This is a genomic window from Clostridium muellerianum, assembly GCF_012926525.1.
Taxonomy (GTDB): domain Bacteria; phylum Bacillota; class Clostridia; order Clostridiales; family Clostridiaceae; genus Clostridium_AM; species Clostridium_AM muellerianum.
Genome location: NZ_JABBNI010000001.1, coordinates 127,694 through 148,896, shown reverse-complemented (window position 1 = coordinate 148,896; position 21,203 = coordinate 127,694). Strand labels below are relative to the sequence as shown.

The window sequence follows — 21,203 nt, the reverse complement described above, 5'->3', positions numbered from 1 at the left end:
GCATTTTTATTTAAACAATATTTACGATACACCATTTACCATTATTTGCATAATTATCACGTAGACTTCTGCACAATATATTATTTTTACATAATAAAGGATACCATCTACTCAGAGGGTATCCGATTCATTATACTCTTAATATAAACATCATTCAATTATTTTATTTCTATATTATATTTTTTAATTTTACTATATAAAGTATTTCTTCTTATGCCCAATGCCTCTGCTGAATGAGTAATATTTCCTTTAAACCTTTTTAATACTTTAATTAAATGTTCTCTCTCTACAAAGTCTAACTCCAAAGAATCCTTACTAACATTTATCAACATTTCATTATGATTACTTCCATTTTGGAAATAACCCGCCGGTATTGATTCAGTGTTTATAATTAATTCAACTACATTTTCCAGCTCCCTTACATTACCTGGCCAATTATAATTAATAATTTCTTTTAAATATTCATCTGATATGGATGGTTCTTTTTTTTCTAATTTTTTTGATATGTTTTTAATTAAATATTCAATAATAAGTGGGATATCCCCTTTTCTTTCTCTTAACGGAGGTAAAAATAATGGTAATACATTAAGCCTATAATACAAGTCTTTTCTAAATCTTCCAAGTTCAACTTCTTTTTTTAAATCTCTATTAGTAGCAGCTATAATTCTTACATCCACAGGTATAGATTTTGAGCTTCCAATCCTGGTTATTACTCCTTCTTGTACAACTCTTAAAAGCTTTGTTTGCATATCAAGTGGCATTTCTCCTATTTCATCTAACATTATAGTTCCACCGTCTGCCAATTCAAACTTTCCACGGTTGCCGCCTTTTTTAGCTCCTGTAAATGCTCCTTCTTCATATCCAAAAAGTTCTGATTCTATAAGCTGTTTTGGAATAGCACCACAATTTAAAGCTACAAATGGTCCATCCACTCTGCCGCTATAATTATGAATAGATTGTGCAAATACTTCCTTTCCAGTTCCACTTTCACCCATTATAAGTATAGTTGATTTACTGTCTGAAATCTTCTTTGCATATTCTACTACCTTTACAAAATTCTCATCCTGCCCAATTATTTTGTCAAAAGTATAATAAGCCTGACCATCATTCTTTTTCTTTGGCTTTTTAACTTCTTCAAAAACATATACTATTTCAATATTATCTTCTTCACAATTATATATTGAACTAATAGTTACTCTGCATCTGAAATTATTTCTTAACGTTCTTATATTTACCTCTTGTGAAAAACTTTCGCCTATATATATATACGTTTTTATTTTATCCCAATCTTCCACAATGTTATTCATTTGATCTGTTTTTAATTTATTATTAGCGCTGCCAAACATATCTAATGCTTTCCTATTACAAACTTTTATTTTTCCATTTATATCAGATGTTATTATAGCAACTGGAATAGAATTAAATATATTTTTTATATGCTTATCATTTATACTTTGAATTTTGTTATATTCTTTTACTTTTAACATCTCTTCTATAGCATTAGATGCAGCTATAACCATACCTAGTGTATGTGAATGTACATGCTTAATATATCCAGTAAGGTTTAAAACTCCTATAAGTTTTCCATGATGATCTTTTATAGGGGCTGCTGAACAAGTCCACTTATGATACGCTTTTATAAAATGGTCTTCTCCTGAAACTTGAACTGGCACTTTACTTTTTACAACCATACTCATAGCATTAGTTCCAATACTTTCTTCATCCATAAAAGCTCCTGGTACCATTTTTAAAGAAAATGCTTTTGAAAGTATTTTTTCATCACCTATAGCATTTAATATACAACCTTCTCCATCTGTGAGTAACATAAAAAAGTTAAATCCTTTTACAAAATTAATTAGCTGCTCCATATAAGGCGCTGCAGTTACTATTAAATTCCTATTAGCCGCAAATCTTTTTTGTAATTCTCCATCACTTATAATTTTCTTACTATAAACTTGATCTAAATCTATATCAAAACTTTGACATCTTTCGTGAGAAAGCTCTATATCCGATTTGCAAGTAAGTATATTCAACTTAATCCCCCCATTATAATAACAATTTCCACTTCCACTTTTTATTTTCTACATTCCACGAAAATTCATTTACACAGCCATAATGTTGATCTATCTTAAATATGTCTGTTAGTGGTAATGATAAAACCGTGCTTATTATAACTCTGTTTACTCCAGCATGAGCAATTATAAGTATGTTACCTTGAGTATTTTTTATGATGGATTCAAAAGCAGGTTTAACTCTTTCTTTAAGGTTATTAAAACTTTCCCCTCCCTTTGGTATAAAACTATCTATATTTTCTCCTCTTTCCTTAAATTGTTTTGGATAATAACTTTTTATATAATTAAAGGTCTTTCCTTCCCAATCTCCCATACTTATTTCCATTAATTCCTTAACTAAAAATTTTTGTACATTTCTATTTTCTAAAATTATATCTGCTGTTTCAACACATCTTGTTAACGGACTTAAATATGCCTTCTGTATATTAATAGTAGAAAAAAACTCTTTAAGTTTTTTTCCCTGTTTAATTCCTTCTTCATTTAATGGTATATCTGTAGTTCCTATATAACATTTTTCACTACCTACATTTATTTTTCCATGCCTTATTAAATAAATCTTTCTATTCATATTAATTAAATCTTTCTATAATATCAGGTAAAATCTCTCCTACTACATTTCTTATTTTTTTTTCAATTTTTTCAGCTTCTTTGAATCTCTTTTGCATTTTTTTTAAAGCTTCAATATTACTATCAAACTTTAATGAATATTCAGAAAACCTATGATAAAGCTCTACGTACTTATCTTCTTTCACAAGCTTATCTGCTAAATATAATATTTCATTTTCTGTAATAAGTCCATTCTCATCTACTTCAATATCCATATGTGTGGATATTACTTTTCCTACATGTTTATAACCTAATTCTTCTAATATTTTGGCACCTGCTTCTGCATGATTTTTTTTACTTCTAGCTAAATCATGCAAAAGAGCTGATGCCTGTATGACATTTTTATTGAAATTATACCCATTTTCATTTAATTTGTATAAAATTTTCAGAGATACCTTTGATACTTCCACGCAATGTCTTATTATATTATAAGGTACACCATATAAATCTAAAATGCAATAACATTCTTCTACAGTTGGTGCACTAAAATTAAAATATTCTGTCAAATTTTTGTAATCTTCTTGAGTATCCATATCCATTAATATACTCTTATCAAAAACTGGAACTTTCGCGGAATCTTCATTATACTTTTCTAGTACTTTTTTTAATCCTCCACTTCTGTCACTACTTACTATTATAGGCTTATATTTGCAATCTATAATAGGTGGATGCCCTATCTCTCCATTAAAACTAGGATATATAATTCCTTTATCACATTGTAAATATTTACTTTTTAATATTTTTATTGTTTGAGATTTTACAAGAGGTATATCAACAGGTAACATAAAAAAGCCGCTGATTTTATCATCTAACGCCTCCATTCCACTTACTATGGAAGAATACATGCCTTTTGAATAATCTTCATTTTTTACACATTTAACTCCTGAATTTTTTAGCACTTCTATTATTTCATTATCCCTATATCCTACTACTACTATAATATTATCAATTCCTGAAGTTCTAAAAGTGTTAATAACAGTTTCTATTGCAGTATATTCACCAAATTTTAAAAGAGGTTTAAGCTCCTTCATTCTTGAAGAATATCCTGCTGATATAACCACAGCACCTAAATTACTTTTTTTCATTAAACGGCTCCCTTTTAACTTTGATTAACTCTGCAACAATACTCACTGCTATTTCTTCAGGAGTTTTAGCAAATATAGACATACCTATAGGACTATGTACCCTTTGTAAATCCTCTAAAGTATAACCTTCACTTAAAAGACAATTATAAATAAATTCTCTTTTTTTTCTGCTTCCTATCATTCCTATATATTTTGCATCAGTTTTTAATATTTGTGATAAAACCTCTCTATCATAAGCATGCCCTCTCGTAACTATTATAATATAGCTGCTGTTATCTACATTTATATATTTAAGAACCTCTTCAAATGAAGGAATTACTTTTATATCTTCAACACCTTTAAATCTTTGTTTGTTAGCAAAATCCTCTCTGTCATCTACAATAATAGTTTTGAAATCCAGCATATTAGTTATCTGTGTAATTTTTTGAGCCACGTGTCCTGCACCTACTATATACAAAGTTTCACAATTTAAAATAGGTTCTATTAAATATAATTCTTTTTCTAATGTAATATTTTCTATAGCAACATTTTTAAAATTTTCTCTTATCTTTCTAAATATTAATTGAACTGTATCATCTTCTTCTCCATAAAATAATGATTCACCACAAATCCATCTATTTAATACTTTTACATAGATTTCTTCTTCAGGTATCTTAGTTACAATTGCAAATTTAACACCTTTTTTTCTCAATTCTAATATATTCTTATACAAATCTATGATTTTATTTTCATCATAACTTATATACTCTAACAGTAATTTAATATCTCCCCCACATGTTCTCGCGCTTTCATCATTTAGAGAAAATTTTTTAACTATAGATGCCTTATTTTCAAATACCTTTAAAGATAGCTTTACAGCCATAGCCTCAAATATCCCTCCACCTATAGTACCCACAATTGAAAGGTCTTTTTTTATAATCATCTTTACACCTTCTTCTCTAGGTGTAGATTCTGATTTTTCTAAAATAGTTGCTAATACAAATTCTTGTTTTCTATCTAAAAATTCATTCACTGTTTCGTATATATCTTGCATATTCCCCTTTCCCCCTATAATCATATATTTTTCGTTTTACCATACTGTTTTTTACTTCTATATTTTTATCTAAATATCTAAGGACAATATTTAAGTTTCCCTTACTTAATTCTTCATTTACTAATGGAATTCTTTTTATATCATGTTCAACATATTTTTCTATTTTATGAAAATCTTCTTCCTGTTTTACAACAATATCTATACATATTAAATTTTCTTTTTCTACGCTGGCTTTATAATTTATTACTTCTTCAAAGGATAAAATTATTTCATCTAAATCCTTCATATATATATATTTATTTTGGCCTATTTTAATTCTATTCTCCATTCTTCCAAGTACCCTACTCATAGTCTTTAAAAAAGTGCCACAATTACAGTAATTTAAATTAAAACATCCTATGTCTCCAGTTTTATATCTTACTAAAGGCATCCCTTCCCTTGTAAGTGTTGTAAATACTATCTCACCGTATGCTCCATCCTCAACTAATTTACCTGTACATGGATTTATTACTTCAAAATGCAAATCATTTTCCCTCATATGGTACCCATTTAAAACTTCACACTCTACACCTCCACCGTACCCCATTTCTGTCATACCGTAATGAGTAAAAACCTTACACTGAAATTTATTTGTAATTTCTCTTATTAAAGCTTCTGGTACATAATCTGTACTCAAAAGAATCTTTTTTATGTTATTTTTAAATACTTCACTTTCCATCCTAGAAAAATGAAGAATCTGTATTGGAACTCCTACAATACAATTTATATGTTTATCCTTTATAATATCTGTAGTATCTTTTAAATTTGAAAGCATCCCCTGTACATAACATTCTATATTTACTTCCTTTAACGCCTTTTTCAGTAAGTCTCCTATACTACCATAGCTGTTACCCGGTAAAAGTACCAGTACCCTGTCACCTTTGCTTACTAAACAACTCATGCCATATTTAAAAAATTCAACTGTAAGATTTAAATCATTTTCAGTAAAATATATTCTTTTCTCTTCTCCACTTGTTCCAGAACTTTTTAATGTTACTATTCTAGAAATTTCGTTTTGAGATACACATAAAAATTTTCTTGAATCTTTTTTTATATGCTCAGTTGTCGTAAACGGAATTCTTTCAAAATCTTTAAATGACTTTATATTATTTTCATTAATATTTTTTAAGTATTCACCATAAAATTCACTATGCTCTCTTACATACTTTATAACCTCTTTTATTTTATTCAGTTGATAATTTTCTAAAGCCTCTCTATTTTTTTCTCTTATTCCTGTTTTATTTACTATCCACGCTTCAAGGGGCGTTAGCTTCATTTTTAGTCCTCCATTTTAACTTTGCATTTTCTATAGATATACTTTCCTTTTGCATCTGTAATATTATAAATACAAAATGGTATAAGCTTTCCTTCTTCATTTACTACATGAATACAACAATCTTTAATTCTTTCTAAGTCTACATTCCAAATATCTTGAAAAGCCATAGCAGATATGCTAAAAGAATAGTTTCTTATATTATATAATATTTCGTCCCAACCGCTTACTCTATTGGATTTTAATTTTACATTTAAATTACCTGATTTTCTAAAAGACCAGTTTCTTGAAACAAATTCTTTTGCCTTTTTTGCACCCTCTTCGGCTTTTTCACTTTTACAGCAGCAGCTACTTGCATTATTTGTAACATTTATTAATTCTTTTTTATTTTTATATATATAATTACCATGAAAAGAACATAGTTCATTTTCACATCCTGGTGGCTTCAAGCTATTTATTTTAACTTTTCCTTGTGTTTGCTTTTCTATATTCTCCATAATTTCAGGAAGTGTAATTCTTTGTTCATCTTTAGGAATATAAGGTACCCTTCCAAAATAGCTTACAGGTTGAAAATGAACTCCTCTTATTGTAGATATGTTATCCAAAGCAAAATTTATAATTTCTCCTATATTATCTACATTCACATCTGGAACTATAGTAGGTACTAACACTACCCCTATATCATATTTCTTACAGTTTCCTATCGCCTTCTTTTTAACATCCAGTAATTCTATTCCTCTTAATTTTTTATATATTAAATCATTTGTTCCATCGAACTGCAAAAAAATCGAGCTAAGCCCTGATTCTTTTAACTTTTTAACATATTCTTCATCCTGCGCTATACGTATACCATTAGTATTTACTTGTATAAATTTAAAACCTAAATTCATGCCTAACTTTATTATGTTAGGCAAATCATTTCTTAATGTAGGTTCACCACCTGATAGTTGTATATTACATGTACCAGACGACTCTAATACCCTTTCATACATATATTTTATTTTTTCTATAGAAATATCTTCTTCCTTATCTGAATAAGAATCTGCAAAGCAAAACTTGCATTTTAAATTACATCTTTCAGTTACCTCTATTAAAGCTGTACAAGTATGCTGTCTATGTTCACTACAAAGACCACAGTCAAAAGGACATCCCTTTTCAACATTAGTATAAGGCTTTTTTATATAAGCTCTCTCTTTATTTCTAACCCAACTTTTAAGTGGAACATTTTCCTTCCACAAAATTGTCTTAAAATCGCCATGGTCTGGACAGCTTTTTTCCATGTAAACTTTGTTATCCTCCAAAACTTTTTCTGCTTCTATTTTTTTTAAGCAAATGGGACATAAACTTTCTGTTCTAGAAATTATATTTTTCATATATCCTCACGATCCCCAAATTCATAGCCATATTTAGATATTATCTGTTGAACTTTTTCATAACTTTTCATTAATATGTCCCCACATTTTACAGGATAACTTATGTTTCCGCTGTCATCAGTTATTTTTTGTATTCCTATTATATCCCTACATTCTGTACTTTCAAATTCCTCTTCAAACCAATTTATATATTCACTTAACATAGTTTGAAAATTTTCTTTGCGATATTCTGTAGCCTCACCTTTTCCAGCATAAAGTCCTATAACAGCTATAGCTCCAGTTAAAACACCACAGGTTTTTTTATCAGCTCCTATGCCTCCACAAAGACCATTTAAAGCTCTTATTAAATCTAGATTTTCTTTTTCTTCATCTTCTAGTGCTAATTTAATCATTATTTGAGTGCAGCAAAATCCGCTAGAAGCCAATTTATATATACGAAAAGCAGTATCATTCATAACATTTGTCCACCTTTCTTGATATCATTATAAAATATCCTGGTTTACAATTCCTTAATAAACTTTGAAATTGCTTACCATCTATAGAACACTGAGCAGCCTTATTCCAGAAAATACTCATGGAACCGTAGGAAAATATAGTTTTAACCATAAGTGCTTTTAACATTTCACTACAATCTTCCAAAAGCATTATTTCGAATCCAGCTTTTTCTATCTTCTCTCTAAGTAATTTTAAATTATGCAAACTTCTCATACAGCTGTTAACTGAAATTCCTTGAAGTTCATCAATGAATTCAGGTTTTTTAGCATATACATCTGTGGCAATAAACCATCCTCCAGGCGATAATATTCTAAACACTTCACTTATAACACCATTCAGATTTTCCATAAGGGAAAGTGTACATTCTGCAAAAACTCCATGAAACTTTTCATTTTCAAAAGGAATTTCTTCTCCTCTCCCTTTTAGAAAATTTAAATGATCATAATTTTTTCTTCCTATTTCTATTAACTTTTCGGAAGGATCTATACCTACAGCCTTTATATTATATTTTTCATAAAGGTGATTTAATGTAGCTCCCATGCCGCAGCCTAAGTCCATTATGAAATCCTCTGTAGAAAATTTGCAAAATTCTACTGCTTTATCTGTAAGCGTAAATCCACCTGGCCTTAAAGTTGCACCTGTAATATTCCTCATATGTTCACTTTCATAAGCATTGCAGCAATTTGTCATTTATCCTCCAGCCCCTTTTCAACTTCAAGCATTTTTCCTAAGGCTAAATCTTCATTTATAATTACCATTTTGCATTCAGGACACTGCATAAGCTCCACTTCAAAATTTCCTCCAAGATAGCGAACCTTTACTTGTTTAAGTTCTAATTCCTTATTGCACTTATCACAAATCCATGGAGTTTTTTCGTCTTTATTAATCTTCATAATTATTCCTCCACTACTTCCATTCTGTGACTATAAACACTTTTAACTAAAATTTCATCTTCATTCTTTTCATATTCTACCCAATAAGTCACATTAATAACTCTAAATCTGCATAAATAATGTGAATTCTGTGGATTAAAAAATCTTTCCTTATTTTTTTCAGCATTGTCTACTGCTTTTTTTACATCCTCAATTAAAATCAATCTATCTTCCATTTCATTTTGCACATGTTCAGGTATAGTTAATTTTAAATTATAGTCTTTTGTTAAATCATTTACTTCTTCATTCCATATTTCTTTCAAAAGCTTTCTTTTTACAAACATTCTATTTTCATGTCTGTTTGAAAGAGTTGGCATTTTTCTTAAAGCAGCTTTTTCTAAATCATCACTATAAATTAAATCTAAAATATGAAAAGTTCTCTTACCTTCATCTATAAATAAATCTTTACACATAGAACAATAAACTAAGTAATCTAAATTTCCCTCTTCTATTCTATCTTTAGCAAATTCTTTAGCTTGTTCTTTATTAGCAAAGTATACAAGTCCGCCATAACCACAACATTTAGTCTTTTCCTTTGAAAATTTTAATTCTTCTATTTTATACCCTAAGGAATCTGCTATATTTCTTATGCTGTCTTGAATTTTTTTATTATATCTAGTAGTACATGCATCGTGAACATTTAATACTAAATTTTCTTTTTCTTTGTTATCAATTGGAATTCCTTTTTCCTGCATAACTTCCCATAAAGAAATAAAACTCATATCTGGCATATATTTTTCAAATATACTACAACAGCTGGAGCAAGCCAAAATAAAAGTTGGTTTACCCATGCTATTCCACTTTTCTCTTATGTCTTCTATATTTTTCTGCATTAAATCCTGTCTTCCTGCCCAATCAGCTGGTGCACCACAGCAGCCTAACATAATGCCAACGCCTTCTTTTATATTGCTCATAAGATATTTATATATTTTATCAATGTACTCAGGAGATGAGGCAGGAAGCTGACATCCTGGATAAAACATATATTTTACCTTTTCATACCCTGGCTGATTTTTTACCATAGAAAAATAATTGCTGTTACTAAACTCCATATCCTTTAATGCAAAATCATGAGCAGATACAGGCATTTTTTCTCTTTGTACCATGCTTTGTCTAGTCTCATGTATTATATCTTTTACATTTAAACTTGAAGGGCAAGCTTCTTTACAAAGTCCACAAAGAGTACAGGAATTTATCATTTTATTGGCATAGTGATCACCCAATATTATAGATTCATTATGATTTATAACCCTTATATAACTTTTAGGCTTAATATCATATTTTTGTAAATGAGTACAAGCTTTCATACACTCTTTACATTGGCATTTTATACATCTACCTGCTTCTTTAACGGCTTCCTGTTCATTATATTCTAAAGAAGTTTTTTTAATTGCTTCTGCACTTTCTATATCATCTAATTTAAGTCTCAAGGAGGTTTCATAAGCACCTTCATTTTCCCTTGATACTGTAAGAGAAATTTTTTGTATATATCTATCAATGGATACTACAGCTCTTCTTCCAGAACTTATAGAAAATATAACTGAATCGTTTTTATTTGCAATTCTGCCACCTGCAAATAGAGGCGTATCTTCTACTTGAAAAGTCTCCATATCTATCTTTAAATCTTTTTCCCAATAACCAGTTCCTATATAAACTGCATCATACATACTTAATATTTTATCTATTTCTATTGAATCTACTGGATGATTTAAATTTATTTTTATATTTCCTTTATTCATTACCTGTAGTTCTTCTTCTATGGCTTCTTTTGAAAGTTGCTCTCCTTGAAAACTCCAAAGTCTTCCACCTATCTTATCACTTTTTTCATATATAGTTACTTCATAACCTTTTCTATCTAAATCAAAAGCAGCTGTAATACCACTTATACCTGCTCCTACTACTGCAACCCTTTTCCCATTCTTAGGAATTGGAATAACTCTCTTATTAGAAGAAAAGCCTAGTTTCACTACGGCTTTTTCAAGTTCATGTATATTTATAGATCCACCTAACTTGTTCCTTACACAAGCATTTTCACAAGGATGATCACATATACTTCCTATTATTCTTATGAAAGGAACCTTTTTAGCCATAACCTTATAGGCTTTTTTTAAATCTGATTTTTCTATTTCCTCTATAAAGGTTTTCACATCCATGTGCAAAGGGCAAGCTGCTATACAAGCTGAAGGTCTATCTTCAATACATAAATCCTGTTTACTTAATAATTTATTTAAATCCATATAATTTCTTCACTCCTTAAATAAAAAAATCCATTTAATGAATCCATTTATTAAGTTATCTATATTTTTTAATTTATAACCTTTTACCAAATGGCTACCATCCAAAATACTCCATCCTATTTAGGTTGTAAATGACTACTGATACATCCCCATACAAGTTCTTATAAAACTCACTTGATAGATTAAAAAAGGAATCAGAAATTTTTAGATAGTAAACTTTACAATTTAAAAATCACTATTTCTGATTCCTTTATAGAAATAATCTAAACTAATTTAAAATCAGCTACTTTTTTAATTCTTCAAGTGCTGCTAAAACTTTTTCTGGACGTGCAGGTAATTTTGTTATTTGAGCTCCAGTAGCATCATAAATTGCATTAACTATGGAAGCATGAGGAGCTGATAACGGCATTTCTCCGCTACCTGAAGCACCATATGGGCCAAGTGGTCTTGGAGTTTCTTGATAAATTATTTCTATATGATCAGGTACATCTTTTACTTGTGGTATTCCACAACCTGTAAGTGTAGTATGTTTCTTTAAGTCTTCAAAATCTTCGCTTAAAGCAAGTCCTATACCTTGAGCTAATCCACCATATATTTGTCCATCACATACTAATTTATTTACTATAGTTCCTATATCAGCAGCTATAGTTAATTTTTCTACTTTAACTTTTCCTGTAGTAGTATCAACTTCTACTTCTGATAAAAGTACACCATACATGTAAGTTGGGAATGGATTTCCTTGGCCAGTTGCTGGATCTGGAGCTGTACAAGGTGCTGTCCATTTTCCATCATATTTTAATTCTTTACCTGCAGCTACCATTTCGTCATAAGTCATGTAAGTACCATCAGACTTTTTCATAGCTGCTAATAAGTTTTCACAAGCAACTCTAGTAGCATTTCCTGTTAAAACGTTAGAACGGCTTCCGCCTGAAGGACCACTGTCTGGGGTAAACTCCATATCATTCATAATTAGCTTGATTTGTCCTGGAGCTATTCCTATTGGCCTTAAGGTTTCATGTGCTAAAGTTAAAGTTCCCATGTCAGCTCCCTGACCGTGATCTTGCCAGGAGTTTCCTATAGTAACTCCTTCTTTAGTTAATTCTGCCCATGCATTTGAAGTATCTGGACCATCAAGACCGCAGCCATAAATCAATAAGGAAGTTCCTACTCCATATTTCATATTTCCGCCCTTAGCATTCTTTTCTGCAGCTTTTTCTTTGGCAGTTTTATAGTAAGGTCTTATTTTTTCAATCAAACCTGGAAGTGCTATTACATCTGGATCACAACCAGTAGGAGTCTTGTCTCCTTCTCTATAAACATTCTTATACCTTAATTCAAGAGGATCTACACCCATTTTCTTAGCTAATTTATCCACTAAAACTTCTGAAGCAAATAAGCTTTGAGGTGAACCATATCCTCTGAATGCTGAACCCCAAGCATGGTTTGTAGCAACTGTTCTTCCTTCTCCTCTTATATTTTCAATGTTATATCCTGCACCCATGAATTGTGAGCCTCTTGTAGTTACAAGGTCACCAAATTCACAATATGGACCATGATCAACAGACCAATCAGTTTCTAATGCTTTAAATTTACCATCCTTATCAGCACCTAATTTAAGATGCATAAAGAAAGGCGATCTCTTTCCAGTATAAGTAATTTGTTGATACATGTTAAATTCTAAGTATACAACTCTCTTTGTTAACAATGCAGCTACTCCTAGAAGTCCTTCCATAGTCGGACTGAATTTATATCCAAAAGTACCTCCAGTAGGATTTTGAACTATCTTTAAGTCATCAAGCTTAACACCAATACCATCTGCTACCATTGCAGCATGGAGGTGTAAACCTATACTTTTTGAATGCACAATTAATTTTCCATTTTCATTAATGTATGCAAATCCAACGTCTGGTTCTAATGGAAGGTGAGGTTGTCTTCCTACATATGAATCATCTTCAACTACATATTCTAGTGATTCCATTAAAGATACTGTATCTTCTCCTTTTATAGTACCACATTCAAAATAAATATTTGGTGTTCCAGGATGAATTTCCATTGCATCTTCAGCCATAGCTGCTGGTGCACTCATGTACGCTGGAAGTTCTTCTATTTCAACTTTTACTTTTGCTGCTGCTTCTTCTGCTTGACATGGTGTATCTGCAAGTACCATAGCTATTGCATCACCAAATTGGAAAATCTTTTTATCACATAATATAGGTCTTTCCAATCCATCACCCTTATTTGTAGGGAAGGCCAATCCATTTATTCTATTTGTACCAGGTACATCTTTATATGTTATAACCTTAAAAACTCCAGGCATTTTTTCTGCTTCCGAAGTATCTATAGATAATATATTCGCATGAGATACTGTAGCCTGTACTAGTTTAATGTGTAGTGTATCCTCTGGAAGCTTTAATCCTAAATCTGCTCCAAAGTCCCAAGTTCCTGTTACTTTTGCGAGTGCAGAAGGACGTATAGCGTTTGAACCTAAAAGACTTTCCCCCTTTGGAAGTTTGTACCATAATTCTTCTTTTGTTACTTCACCACGCATTAATCTTGCTGCTTCCATAACTGCATCAACTAATGGTTTATATCCTGTACATCTACATACATTCCTATTTTTTTGGAACCAAGCTCTTACATCTTCTCTTGTTGGATTACTATTATGTTCAAGTAAAACTTTAGCTGAAACTATAAATCCTGGAGTACAGAATCCACATTGTGCTGCACCATGTATCATCCATGCTAACTGTAATGGATGAAGATGGTTATGATCTCCAACTCCTTCTATAGTTATAATTTCTGCTTCATCACGAACTCTTTTTATTCTAGTTATACACGATCTTACAACCTTGCCATCTAAGATTACAGAACAGGCTCCGCATTCACCTTTTCCACATCCAACCTTAGTTCCAGTAAGAAGTACTTGTTTTCTTATAACATCTGATAAAGATGCCTCTGGATTTGCTATAATAGTTCTCTTAACTCCATTAACAAATAAAGTCTTTTTTAACATACTGTACCTCCCCAATTTTTATTTAACAATAAAAAATTTTTACTTACTTGTTAATTATATTAGCAATATCCATGCCATAAATTAAGCCCAGGCAATTTACTGACTTTTCACTCAATTTATTATTTTTTTGTTCGTTTTTTACACAAAACACGAGAAAAACCTTGTTCGTTTTTTGAACACTGTTCATTTTTTGATCATATTCTGCATAGTAATATTTATTGCTAAATTAGATCAATAGAGTTCATTTATCCATTCGAATTTTCATAAAATTAAACTATTGAGTCTATAACATATTAAAAATAACTTTTAGTGAAATCATCCCTATTTTAATGTACCCTAAAAACTTTTCTTATAGAAAAGGATATTCAATTTTTCATATTGAATATCCTTAATTACTGCAAACTTATATTTAAACATTTAAAAATCGTAAACCTCTATTGAAAAGTATATTATTTAATTATATATACTAATTTAATAAAAAGGCTAGAATATTACTTCTAACCTTTTATTAAATATTATTAAAATCTCCAATAATAAATAACACTGATAAATGTAAGATTTTTATGTATAAGTTATTCTGAAAACACTTTTTCTACTAATTTAATCAATTCATCTTTAATTAAATCCTTTTTTATAAAATAAGTAGCACCAAGAGCTTCACAAACACCTAACTCATTAGAAAAATTATCCTTACCACCATCTGAAAGAACAATTATTTTCATACCTTCATATATTTTATTTAATTCTATAACAAGTTCTAGTCCACTTTTTTTAGGCATGTATATATCTGTAACTATTAAATCAATATTACCTAACTTTTTATATACCTCAATTCCTTCTTCCCCATCACACGCTTCATACACTTTATAATTTGCTTCTTCTAAAATAAGCCTTATAAAATTTCTAATAGTTGCAGAATCATCAACTACTAGTATATTCTTTTTATCATCATCCATTATTTTTTAACCTCCCTCTTTAAACTTATAATATAAACATAAATATAATTCTAATGAAACATCATTCACTAGAGAAAAACATAATAATCACTCTATGTTTTTAATACTATTCAGTTCATCTAAGGATATTATATCAAGCATTTAAAATAGTATTTAAAATTTATGATTCTTAAAGTAAATATTAATTAAAAAATTATACTACATCGAAACTTGATTCAATTTAATCTTAATTATCTAAATTAATTTTTATTACAAATAAATTTATCCGCACTTAATATACTAGTACGGATTTTTTTTTATAATATCACTATAACACTAATAACTGTAAATTTCAATATTTTTATACATATTCATCCAAAGTATTACCGCAATATATATAATAGGTAAATATAAAAATCATATATTAAATCTTTATGTCTATATTATGTATTAAAAATTAGTTTTTAAAAAATCTTTCCACTAATATATGACAATTATTGTGTTCATATTACAAATTCGTATTTTTACATTTATTTCATATTTATCAAATTATAATAAAATCTATAGAAAATACATGTAAATATCTCTATCTTACTATTGTATTTTTTATAGGTTTTACTTTTTTATTTTAAAGTGTTTACAAAATTTACTTTTTCAACCTAAGTTTTCTATTAACAAAGTCATTAATTAACCTTAGTTTACTATTATCAATTTCCTTAAATTGAAGAGCTGTTTTATAATTGCAGTTATTTGTATTTTGTTCAACCCTAATAACATTGCATAAAGCATTTATATCTTCATCTAAATGTAGTGTTATAATGGCATTTCTTGAATCTAAGTTACTTTCATAAGTAACTAATGAAACTCCCCCTATACTTAAATCAATAGTAAAGGATTTTTTTAACTTTGAGTAATATGTACTTGAAATTTCACTAATACTTTTAATTTCTGCTTTACTAGGTAAAAAATAATATTCTATATCCTTAACTATTTTAATTCTTGGACTTTGTCTTCTTTCTATCTTATTTATTATTTCTGGTGTTTCTAATAACACTATATTATAATTACCCTCTATTTTACTTCCAAGTACTCTTGAATTACATCTTAATGCTTCACTTTCGCTAACTAAAATGTATTTTGCGTTATCATTTACTTGAAACGGAGTATAATTATTTTGCAAAATGTGAACTTTTATTGCTAAACATTCATCATATTTTTTTAATATTTTTCCGTCATATAATTCATTATTAATAATAAACTGCATTTGTTCGAATAAACTCAAATTTTTTAATGCTAGCCTGTCCATTTAATTCCCTCACTTTTTTCTATTTGACTAATTAAATCCTTAACTATTTTTACATAATTTACTTTAAATAATATTATAGAAATTTGATTTCCTATTTAATATAATAATAGAAGTTAATCCTATTATCAATAAAAAAATAAAGGCGGTACCCCGCCTTTACCTAAATATTTAATGTGGTTTTACATTATCATTTTTTTTTTGACTTTTTCTTCTCTTTTCCTCATATAAATTTTCACCATTATCTTCTCTCTTAATACCTAAGGCTGATGTTTGTTTATTTGTTAACTTTTCTTTTATGCTCATTTAAATTCACCTTATCCTTTTATTTTTATATAGTAGATATTATTTAAAATTTATTGGTTATATCCTTCTGTATTCTTTTTAAATCCTTTTGTCTAAGTCTAGTTTCAAGTCTTATTTCGTCCCAATCTATTCCTTTTATCATCATCTGTTTTGCTCTTTCCTTAGCATGTTGAAGTTCACCTCTCATAGATTTATCTCCTTCCTATCTTTTTCCTTGCATTTTATCCTTTGCCTTCATAACATCTTCTTCACTAAGTTGTGTTCTATTTTTTATTTCTGTCATTCCTATGCCTTTATCTAATAAATCCTTTGCTTGTTCCATAGACTTCTCATGTATTCCTTTATTTCTAGATCTTGTCATAATGAGTCCCCCTTATCTTTTTATATTAATAACTTTCCCTGTATCTATCAAATCTTCTATAGGGACATATTTTTTTTCCTTTGTCTCTAGTATTTTTATTTTAGCCAGTTGTGCTCCTGTATCTATTGCATCTATCCACACAGGATGACTTCTATATAATACTTCTACATTTGCTGGTGAATCTATTAATTCTTTTAACTTTTCAATTTCCATAACTACCTCCACTTTTTATATAATTGTACGTATTTACATATATATTTTAAGTAGCTCATAAAAATTTATACTAAAAAAATAAGCAGCCTATATGTCAGCTGCTTACATTGAATTATTTAAATTAATCATTATAAAATATAACTACGTCATCACATACATAGTACTTTTCTTCTTCCTCTTCTTTTTCCACTATTTCTCCATCTTCAGTCATATCTATTATGTCCCCGATGTTAAAATCATCAACCTTTTCTTTTAAAACATTAAAAATATATCCATCCTGATTTTTACATATAGCATAATCTCCTACAAAACAAATAATAGTAACTTTCATGATTGTATACCTACCTCAAAATTATATTGAATTCTCATAATATATAATATGATATAAGTAATAAAATATCAATTGTTTAATTGCGAAGATTTAGGATAAAAAATGAGTTATAATCCTACTTATTTTATATCTTCATATTTTGATAAAAGTTGTTGAAGCTTTCTAGCCTGCATAGCTGACTCTTCTGCAAATTCTTTAAAAGTTGATGTAACTTCAGGATCATCTACTCTGTGTGAAAACATTTGATAATCTCTTACACTTTCCTGTGCATCTAAAAGTCTTTTCTTTATAATATCTCTAACATCCAAATTCATATTAAACTTACCTCCTTAATCTTTGCTAAATCTCTCCTTACCATTTTTATTAGATTTTTCGTTTGCTTTAAATTCAGCACTTCTTGAATGATATTTTGCACTATTAGGATCCTTAGACCACTTTTTAGGCGGATTATTTTTATTTTCCATATGTATTCTCCTTCCTTTCTATTTTTTTATAAGTTTTCATCTAATCCAAATTTAGCTCTTGAACTTTCATCTTTAGGACTGTGCTTTATATTTTTTTTCTTAAACTTATTATCTTCTTTTTTATTATTGTTAGTAGTTTTCATCTTATTGTCCATTAAAATCTCTCCTTTCTATAAAATAGTTTTTCCTTGCACATAGTTTTTATGCTAAGTAAAATCTTTATAAGACATCTGAAAGAAAATAACATATGTACTTCATTTACAGTGTTAGCATTAAATTTATATTTTTGATATAATATATCTATTCATAACCTCTACCGTTTAAAAAATGCTTCCTTTAAGGAACTACAATTAACATATCATACTGTGGATAAAATAATTAAAGTATTCTTTAATTGTTTCGGTATAATTACAATATATAAAGGAGAAATTAAAATGTTAAAAAGAAACTTAACATCAGAATTAGTAGCAAAATTCAAGGAATTTATGGATAAAATATTAGAGTACAAAAAAGAAGGTAAAAATAAAGAGGCCCTAAATGCAATTGATGATGCTTTTAAAGAAATATTTAGACTTAGTTTGAAATTTTTCAATTCTTTCTCTGATGAAAACTTATTAGATATGATAAAAACAGATGGTACCATAAATGCAGATAAATGTATCATGATGGCAAAACTTTTAGAAGAAGAAGCTCTTATTTTTGAAGATGAAAATAATTTAGATGACGCTTTTTATATGAATTTAAAATCTTTGAACTTATTTCTAGAAGCTTATGTAAATAAAGATAATAATTGTGACTTACAAAATTACTTTTCTGATATACAACCTATCATAGAAAAAGTACAGGAATATAAAATATCTCTTTCCTTACAAAATAAAGTTATGGATTATTATGTTAAAACAAATAGATATGATAAAGCTGAAGATATATTATACGATATGCTAGAACATGATAATTCAGACAAAAATATCATAGAAAAAGGCATCAACTTTTATGAGGCTCTTCTTGTTAAAGATGATAAAGACTTAATTGAAAGTAATCTTCCCCGTGAAGAAATAAAAGAATCTTTATGCTTTTTAAAAAGCAAATTATAAACTACAATTGTAATGTTGCACTTTTATATAAAAAATGGGGATACTACATTAAGAATTTTATATATTGCTTTGCAAATAAATGACAAATGCAATATATTGTAATGTTTTCTTAGTGTAACATCCCCACTTTTTACTATTCTAAATTACACTTATAGCAATTTAGTATGCATTCATTTTAAATTAAATTACGTTTATTAAGATTTATTATTTTATACTTATACCAAGTTCATTCAACTGTGTTTCATCAACTACATTTGGAGCCTCTGTCAAAGGACAGAATGCATTTTGATTTTTAGGGAATGTAATTACATCCTTTATATTTTCTGTACCTGCAAGGAACATAATCATTCTATCAAATCCGTATGCAAGTCCTCCGTGTGGTGGTGCTCCAAATTTAAATGCTTCAAGTAGGAATCCAAAACTATCCCAGGCACGCTCTTCAGTAAATCCTAAAATTTTGAGCATTCTTTCTTGTAGTTTTATATCATGTATTCTTATACTTCCTCCACCTAATTCTTCTCCGTTTAATACAATGTCATAAGCCTTAGCTCTAACTCTGCCTGGATCGCTTTCTAAATATTGAATATCTTCATCCATAGGTGATGTAAATGGATGATGCTCTGCTTGGAATCTTTGTTCTTCTTCATTGTATGAGAATAATGGGAACTCAGTTACCCAAACAAATCTATACTCATTATTATTTTCTAGTATTCCTGTTTCCTTTGCCATATGAAGTCTTAAAGCTCCTAAGCTTTGGAACACAACACTGTTCTTATCAGCTGCTATAAGTACTAAATCCCCAACTTCAGCATTAATTTTATCAAGTACAGCTTTAGTCTGTTCTTCATTCATAAATTTAGCTACAGAAGATTTTATTCCATCTTCTTTATATGCTATCCAAACTAATCCTTTAGCACCATAAGTTTTTACAAATTCAACTAACTTATCAATTTGTTTTCTTCCCATAGTAGCACAATTTCCAGCTTTTATAGCTCTTACTGATCCACCATTTGCTAGTGCATCCTGGAATACTTTAAAGTCCACATCCTTTACAATTTCGCTTATATCATTTATTTCCATACCAAATCTTAAATCTGGTTTGTCACTTCCGTATTTCTCCATAGCTACTTTATAAGGCATTCTTTCTATTGGAAGCTTAACATCAACTCCTGCAACTTCCTTAAATACCTTTTGGACTAATCTTTCATTTAGTTCCATAACATCGTCTTCTTCTACAAAAGATAGTTCCATATCTATCTGAGTAAATTCTGGCTGTCTATTTGCTCTTAAATCTTCATCTCTAAAACATTTTGCTATTTGGAAGTATCTATCATAACCTGAAATCATTAAAAGTTGTTTAAAAAGTTGTGGTGATTGAGGCAATGCATAAAATTTACCTTCATAATTTCTACTTGGAACAAGATAATCTCTAGCTCCTTCTGGTGTACTTTTTCCTAATATTGGTGTTTCCATTTCAAGAAATCCATTTTGATCTAAGAAGTCTCTAACTACTTTAGCTGTTTTGTGTCTTATCATGAATATTTTTTGCATATCAGGTCTTCTAAGATCAAGATATCTATATTTTAATCTTATATTTTCAGCTGCATCTAAGTTTTCCTTTATGTATATAGGTGGTGTTTCTGATTCTGATAGAATCTTAATACTTTCTCCTTTTAATTCAACCATGCCTGTAGGAATGTCTTTATTTGCAGCTTCTCTTTTAACTAAAGTTCCTGTTACAGCTATACAATACTCTGATCTAACAGTATTTGCTTTTTCAAAAGCATCTTTATTTATTTCTTCTCCAAAAACTACTTGGAGTATTCCTGTTCTATCCCTTAAATCAACAAATTCAAGGCCTCCTAAGTTTCTTCTTCTTTGAACCCATCCCATAACAGTATACTTATTACCTACATGAGTTTCTCTTAATTCTCCACACATAATGGTTCTTTTAAGTCCGTTTAATGCTTCTCCCATTTTTTCTCCTCCAGCAAACTTCTTCATATTTTTGCAAATATCAATGAATATTTTTTTATTA

23 protein-coding genes are annotated in these 21,203 nt (G+C 29.1%); 1 reads left to right on the top strand and 22 read right to left on the bottom strand.

Annotated elements, in window-relative coordinates:
* Window positions 1–158 precede the first annotated feature (158 nt).
* The 21 genes from HBE96_RS00680 to HBE96_RS26575 form a co-directional block, all read right to left on the bottom strand.
* On the bottom strand, window positions 159–2,039 hold the full coding sequence (locus HBE96_RS00680; protein WP_425350695.1) for a sigma-54-dependent Fis family transcriptional regulator: 1,881 nt from the start codon (window positions 2,037–2,039) through the stop codon (window positions 159–161).
* 7 nt (window positions 2,040–2,046) lie between these two features.
* On the bottom strand, window positions 2,047–2,640 hold the full coding sequence (gene cobC, locus HBE96_RS00675; RefSeq protein WP_169295848.1) for an alpha-ribazole phosphatase: 594 nt from the start codon (window positions 2,638–2,640) through the stop codon (window positions 2,047–2,049).
* Between the two features lies 1 nt (window position 2,641).
* A complete protein-coding gene (locus HBE96_RS00670; RefSeq protein ID WP_169295847.1) occupies window positions 2,642–3,763 on the bottom strand; it encodes a DVU_1551 family NTP transferase in 1,122 nt (373 codons plus the stop codon).
* Window positions 3,750–4,796, bottom strand: a complete 1,047-nt coding sequence (locus tag HBE96_RS00665; protein ID WP_169295846.1) for an XdhC family aldehyde oxidoreductase maturation factor — start codon at window positions 4,794–4,796, stop codon at window positions 3,750–3,752. The genes HBE96_RS00670 and HBE96_RS00665 overlap by 14 nt, the downstream gene beginning before the upstream one ends.
* Window positions 4,768–6,111 carry a DVU_1553 family AMP-dependent CoA ligase gene (locus HBE96_RS00660; RefSeq protein WP_169295845.1) on the bottom strand — a complete coding sequence of 448 codons (1,344 nt, stop codon included), beginning with the start codon at window positions 6,109–6,111 and terminating at the stop codon, window positions 4,768–4,770. The genes HBE96_RS00665 and HBE96_RS00660 overlap by 29 nt, the downstream gene beginning before the upstream one ends.
* Window positions 6,112–6,113: 2 nt before the next feature.
* Complete coding sequence (gene trsS, locus HBE96_RS00655) at window positions 6,114–7,481, bottom strand: radical SAM (seleno)protein TrsS (RefSeq protein WP_169295844.1); 1,368 nt, start codon at window positions 7,479–7,481, stop codon at window positions 6,114–6,116.
* On the bottom strand, window positions 7,478–7,936 hold the full coding sequence (locus HBE96_RS00650; RefSeq protein ID WP_169295843.1) for a DVU_1555 family C-GCAxxG-C-C protein: 459 nt from the start codon (window positions 7,934–7,936) through the stop codon (window positions 7,478–7,480). Before HBE96_RS00650 ends, trsS begins: the two co-directional genes overlap by 4 nt.
* A complete protein-coding gene (trsM, locus tag HBE96_RS00645) occupies window positions 7,929–8,666 on the bottom strand; it encodes a DVU_1556 family methyltransferase (protein WP_169295842.1) in 738 nt (245 codons plus the stop codon). The genes HBE96_RS00650 and trsM overlap by 8 nt, the downstream gene beginning before the upstream one ends.
* A complete protein-coding gene (locus HBE96_RS00640) occupies window positions 8,663–8,869 on the bottom strand; it encodes a DVU_1557 family redox protein (protein WP_007062578.1) in 207 nt (68 codons plus the stop codon). The genes trsM and HBE96_RS00640 overlap by 4 nt, the downstream gene beginning before the upstream one ends.
* A gap of 2 nt (window positions 8,870–8,871) precedes the next feature.
* A complete protein-coding gene (locus HBE96_RS00635) occupies window positions 8,872–11,145 on the bottom strand; it encodes a pyridine nucleotide-disulfide oxidoreductase/dicluster-binding protein (protein WP_169295841.1) in 2,274 nt (757 codons plus the stop codon).
* Between the two features lie 283 nt (window positions 11,146–11,428).
* A complete protein-coding gene (locus HBE96_RS00630) occupies window positions 11,429–14,158 on the bottom strand; it encodes a molybdopterin-dependent aldehyde oxidoreductase (protein ID WP_169295840.1) in 2,730 nt (909 codons plus the stop codon).
* A 572-nt stretch (window positions 14,159–14,730) separates the two neighbouring features.
* Window positions 14,731–15,114, bottom strand: a complete 384-nt coding sequence (locus HBE96_RS00625) for a response regulator (RefSeq protein ID WP_169295839.1) — start codon at window positions 15,112–15,114, stop codon at window positions 14,731–14,733.
* Window positions 15,115–15,739: 625 nt separating this feature from the next.
* The gene (locus HBE96_RS00620; protein ID WP_169295838.1) at window positions 15,740–16,399 is read right to left on the bottom strand and encodes a PilZ domain-containing protein; all 660 of its coding nucleotides are present in this window, start codon (window positions 16,397–16,399) and stop codon (window positions 15,740–15,742) included.
* Window positions 16,400–16,567: 168 nt separating this feature from the next.
* On the bottom strand, window positions 16,568–16,702 hold the full coding sequence (locus HBE96_RS26585; RefSeq protein ID WP_281064318.1) for a hypothetical protein: 135 nt from the start codon (window positions 16,700–16,702) through the stop codon (window positions 16,568–16,570).
* 43 nt (window positions 16,703–16,745) lie between these two features.
* Entirely contained in the window at window positions 16,746–16,889 is a 144-nt protein-coding gene (locus HBE96_RS00615; RefSeq protein ID WP_169295837.1) for a hypothetical protein, read from the bottom strand.
* 15 nt (window positions 16,890–16,904) lie between these two features.
* Window positions 16,905–17,063, bottom strand: a complete 159-nt coding sequence (locus HBE96_RS00610; protein WP_169295836.1) for a hypothetical protein — start codon at window positions 17,061–17,063, stop codon at window positions 16,905–16,907.
* Between the two features lie 12 nt (window positions 17,064–17,075).
* Window positions 17,076–17,276: a small, acid-soluble spore protein, H family gene (locus HBE96_RS00605; protein WP_169295835.1), complete on the bottom strand. Its 201-nt coding sequence runs from the start codon at window positions 17,274–17,276 to the stop codon at window positions 17,076–17,078.
* 121 nt (window positions 17,277–17,397) lie between these two features.
* Window positions 17,398–17,607: a hypothetical protein gene (locus HBE96_RS00600; protein WP_169295834.1), complete on the bottom strand. Its 210-nt coding sequence runs from the start codon at window positions 17,605–17,607 to the stop codon at window positions 17,398–17,400.
* A gap of 119 nt (window positions 17,608–17,726) precedes the next feature.
* Window positions 17,727–17,921 (bottom strand): hypothetical protein, encoded by a 195-nt coding sequence (locus HBE96_RS00595; RefSeq protein ID WP_169295833.1) that lies wholly within the window; start codon window positions 17,919–17,921, stop codon window positions 17,727–17,729.
* A 15-nt stretch (window positions 17,922–17,936) separates the two neighbouring features.
* Complete coding sequence (locus HBE96_RS26580) at window positions 17,937–18,071, bottom strand: hypothetical protein (protein WP_281064317.1); 135 nt, start codon at window positions 18,069–18,071, stop codon at window positions 17,937–17,939.
* Between the two features lie 26 nt (window positions 18,072–18,097).
* The gene (locus tag HBE96_RS26575; RefSeq protein ID WP_281064316.1) at window positions 18,098–18,226 is read right to left on the bottom strand and encodes a CPC_1213 family protein; all 129 of its coding nucleotides are present in this window, start codon (window positions 18,224–18,226) and stop codon (window positions 18,098–18,100) included.
* A gap of 279 nt (window positions 18,227–18,505) precedes the next feature.
* Here HBE96_RS26575 and HBE96_RS00590 point away from each other — a divergent pair, with 279 nt between their 5' ends.
* Window positions 18,506–19,165: a DUF6483 family protein gene (locus HBE96_RS00590; RefSeq protein WP_169295832.1), complete on the top strand. Its 660-nt coding sequence runs from the start codon at window positions 18,506–18,508 to the stop codon at window positions 19,163–19,165.
* A 204-nt stretch (window positions 19,166–19,369) separates the two neighbouring features.
* On the opposite strand, the gene aspS is transcribed toward HBE96_RS00590, so the two are convergent.
* On the bottom strand, window positions 19,370–21,142 hold the full coding sequence (gene aspS, locus HBE96_RS00585; protein WP_169295831.1) for an aspartate--tRNA ligase: 1,773 nt from the start codon (window positions 21,140–21,142) through the stop codon (window positions 19,370–19,372).
* Window positions 21,143–21,203 lie beyond the last annotated feature (61 nt).

Coding starts and splice junctions, on each gene's coding strand:
- HBE96_RS00660 (WP_169295845.1), bottom strand. CDS start 6,111: ATGAAGCTAACGCCCCTTGAAGCGTGGATAGTAAATAAAACAGGAATA.
- trsM (WP_169295842.1), bottom strand. CDS start 8,666: ATGACAAATTGCTGCAATGCTTATGAAAGTGAACATATGAGGAATATT.
- HBE96_RS26585 (WP_281064318.1), bottom strand. CDS start 16,702: ATGAGCATAAAAGAAAAGTTAACAAATAAACAAACATCAGCCTTAGGT.
- HBE96_RS00595 (WP_169295833.1), bottom strand. CDS start 17,921: ATGAATTTGGATGTTAGAGATATTATAAAGAAAAGACTTTTAGATGCA.
- HBE96_RS00600 (WP_169295834.1), bottom strand. CDS start 17,607: ATGAAAGTTACTATTATTTGTTTTGTAGGAGATTATGCTATATGTAAA.
- HBE96_RS26580 (WP_281064317.1), bottom strand. CDS start 18,071: ATGGAAAATAAAAATAATCCGCCTAAAAAGTGGTCTAAGGATCCTAAT.
- HBE96_RS00630 (WP_169295840.1), bottom strand. CDS start 14,158: ATGTTAAAAAAGACTTTATTTGTTAATGGAGTTAAGAGAACTATTATA.
- HBE96_RS00665 (WP_169295846.1), bottom strand. CDS start 4,796: ATGCAAGATATATACGAAACAGTGAATGAATTTTTAGATAGAAAACAA.
- HBE96_RS00605 (WP_169295835.1), bottom strand. CDS start 17,276: ATGGAAATTGAAAAGTTAAAAGAATTAATAGATTCACCAGCAAATGTA.
- HBE96_RS00625 (WP_169295839.1), bottom strand. CDS start 15,114: ATGGATGATGATAAAAAGAATATACTAGTAGTTGATGATTCTGCAACT.
- HBE96_RS00620 (WP_169295838.1), bottom strand. CDS start 16,399: ATGGACAGGCTAGCATTAAAAAATTTGAGTTTATTCGAACAAATGCAG.
- HBE96_RS00670 (WP_169295847.1), bottom strand. CDS start 3,763: ATGAAAAAAAGTAATTTAGGTGCTGTGGTTATATCAGCAGGATATTCT.
- trsS (WP_169295844.1), bottom strand. CDS start 7,481: ATGAAAAATATAATTTCTAGAACAGAAAGTTTATGTCCCATTTGCTTA.
- HBE96_RS00650 (WP_169295843.1), bottom strand. CDS start 7,936: ATGAATGATACTGCTTTTCGTATATATAAATTGGCTTCTAGCGGATTT.
- HBE96_RS00640 (WP_007062578.1), bottom strand. CDS start 8,869: ATGAAGATTAATAAAGACGAAAAAACTCCATGGATTTGTGATAAGTGC.
- HBE96_RS00590 (WP_169295832.1), top strand. CDS start 18,506: ATGTTAAAAAGAAACTTAACATCAGAATTAGTAGCAAAATTCAAGGAA.
- HBE96_RS26575 (WP_281064316.1), bottom strand. CDS start 18,226: ATGGACAATAAGATGAAAACTACTAACAATAATAAAAAAGAAGATAAT.
- aspS (WP_169295831.1), bottom strand. CDS start 21,142: ATGGGAGAAGCATTAAACGGACTTAAAAGAACCATTATGTGTGGAGAA.
- HBE96_RS00635 (WP_169295841.1), bottom strand. CDS start 11,145: ATGGATTTAAATAAATTATTAAGTAAACAGGATTTATGTATTGAAGAT.
- HBE96_RS00615 (WP_169295837.1), bottom strand. CDS start 16,889: ATGAGAGGTGAACTTCAACATGCTAAGGAAAGAGCAAAACAGATGATG.
- HBE96_RS00610 (WP_169295836.1), bottom strand. CDS start 17,063: ATGACAAGATCTAGAAATAAAGGAATACATGAGAAGTCTATGGAACAA.
- cobC (WP_169295848.1), bottom strand. CDS start 2,640: ATGAATAGAAAGATTTATTTAATAAGGCATGGAAAAATAAATGTAGGT.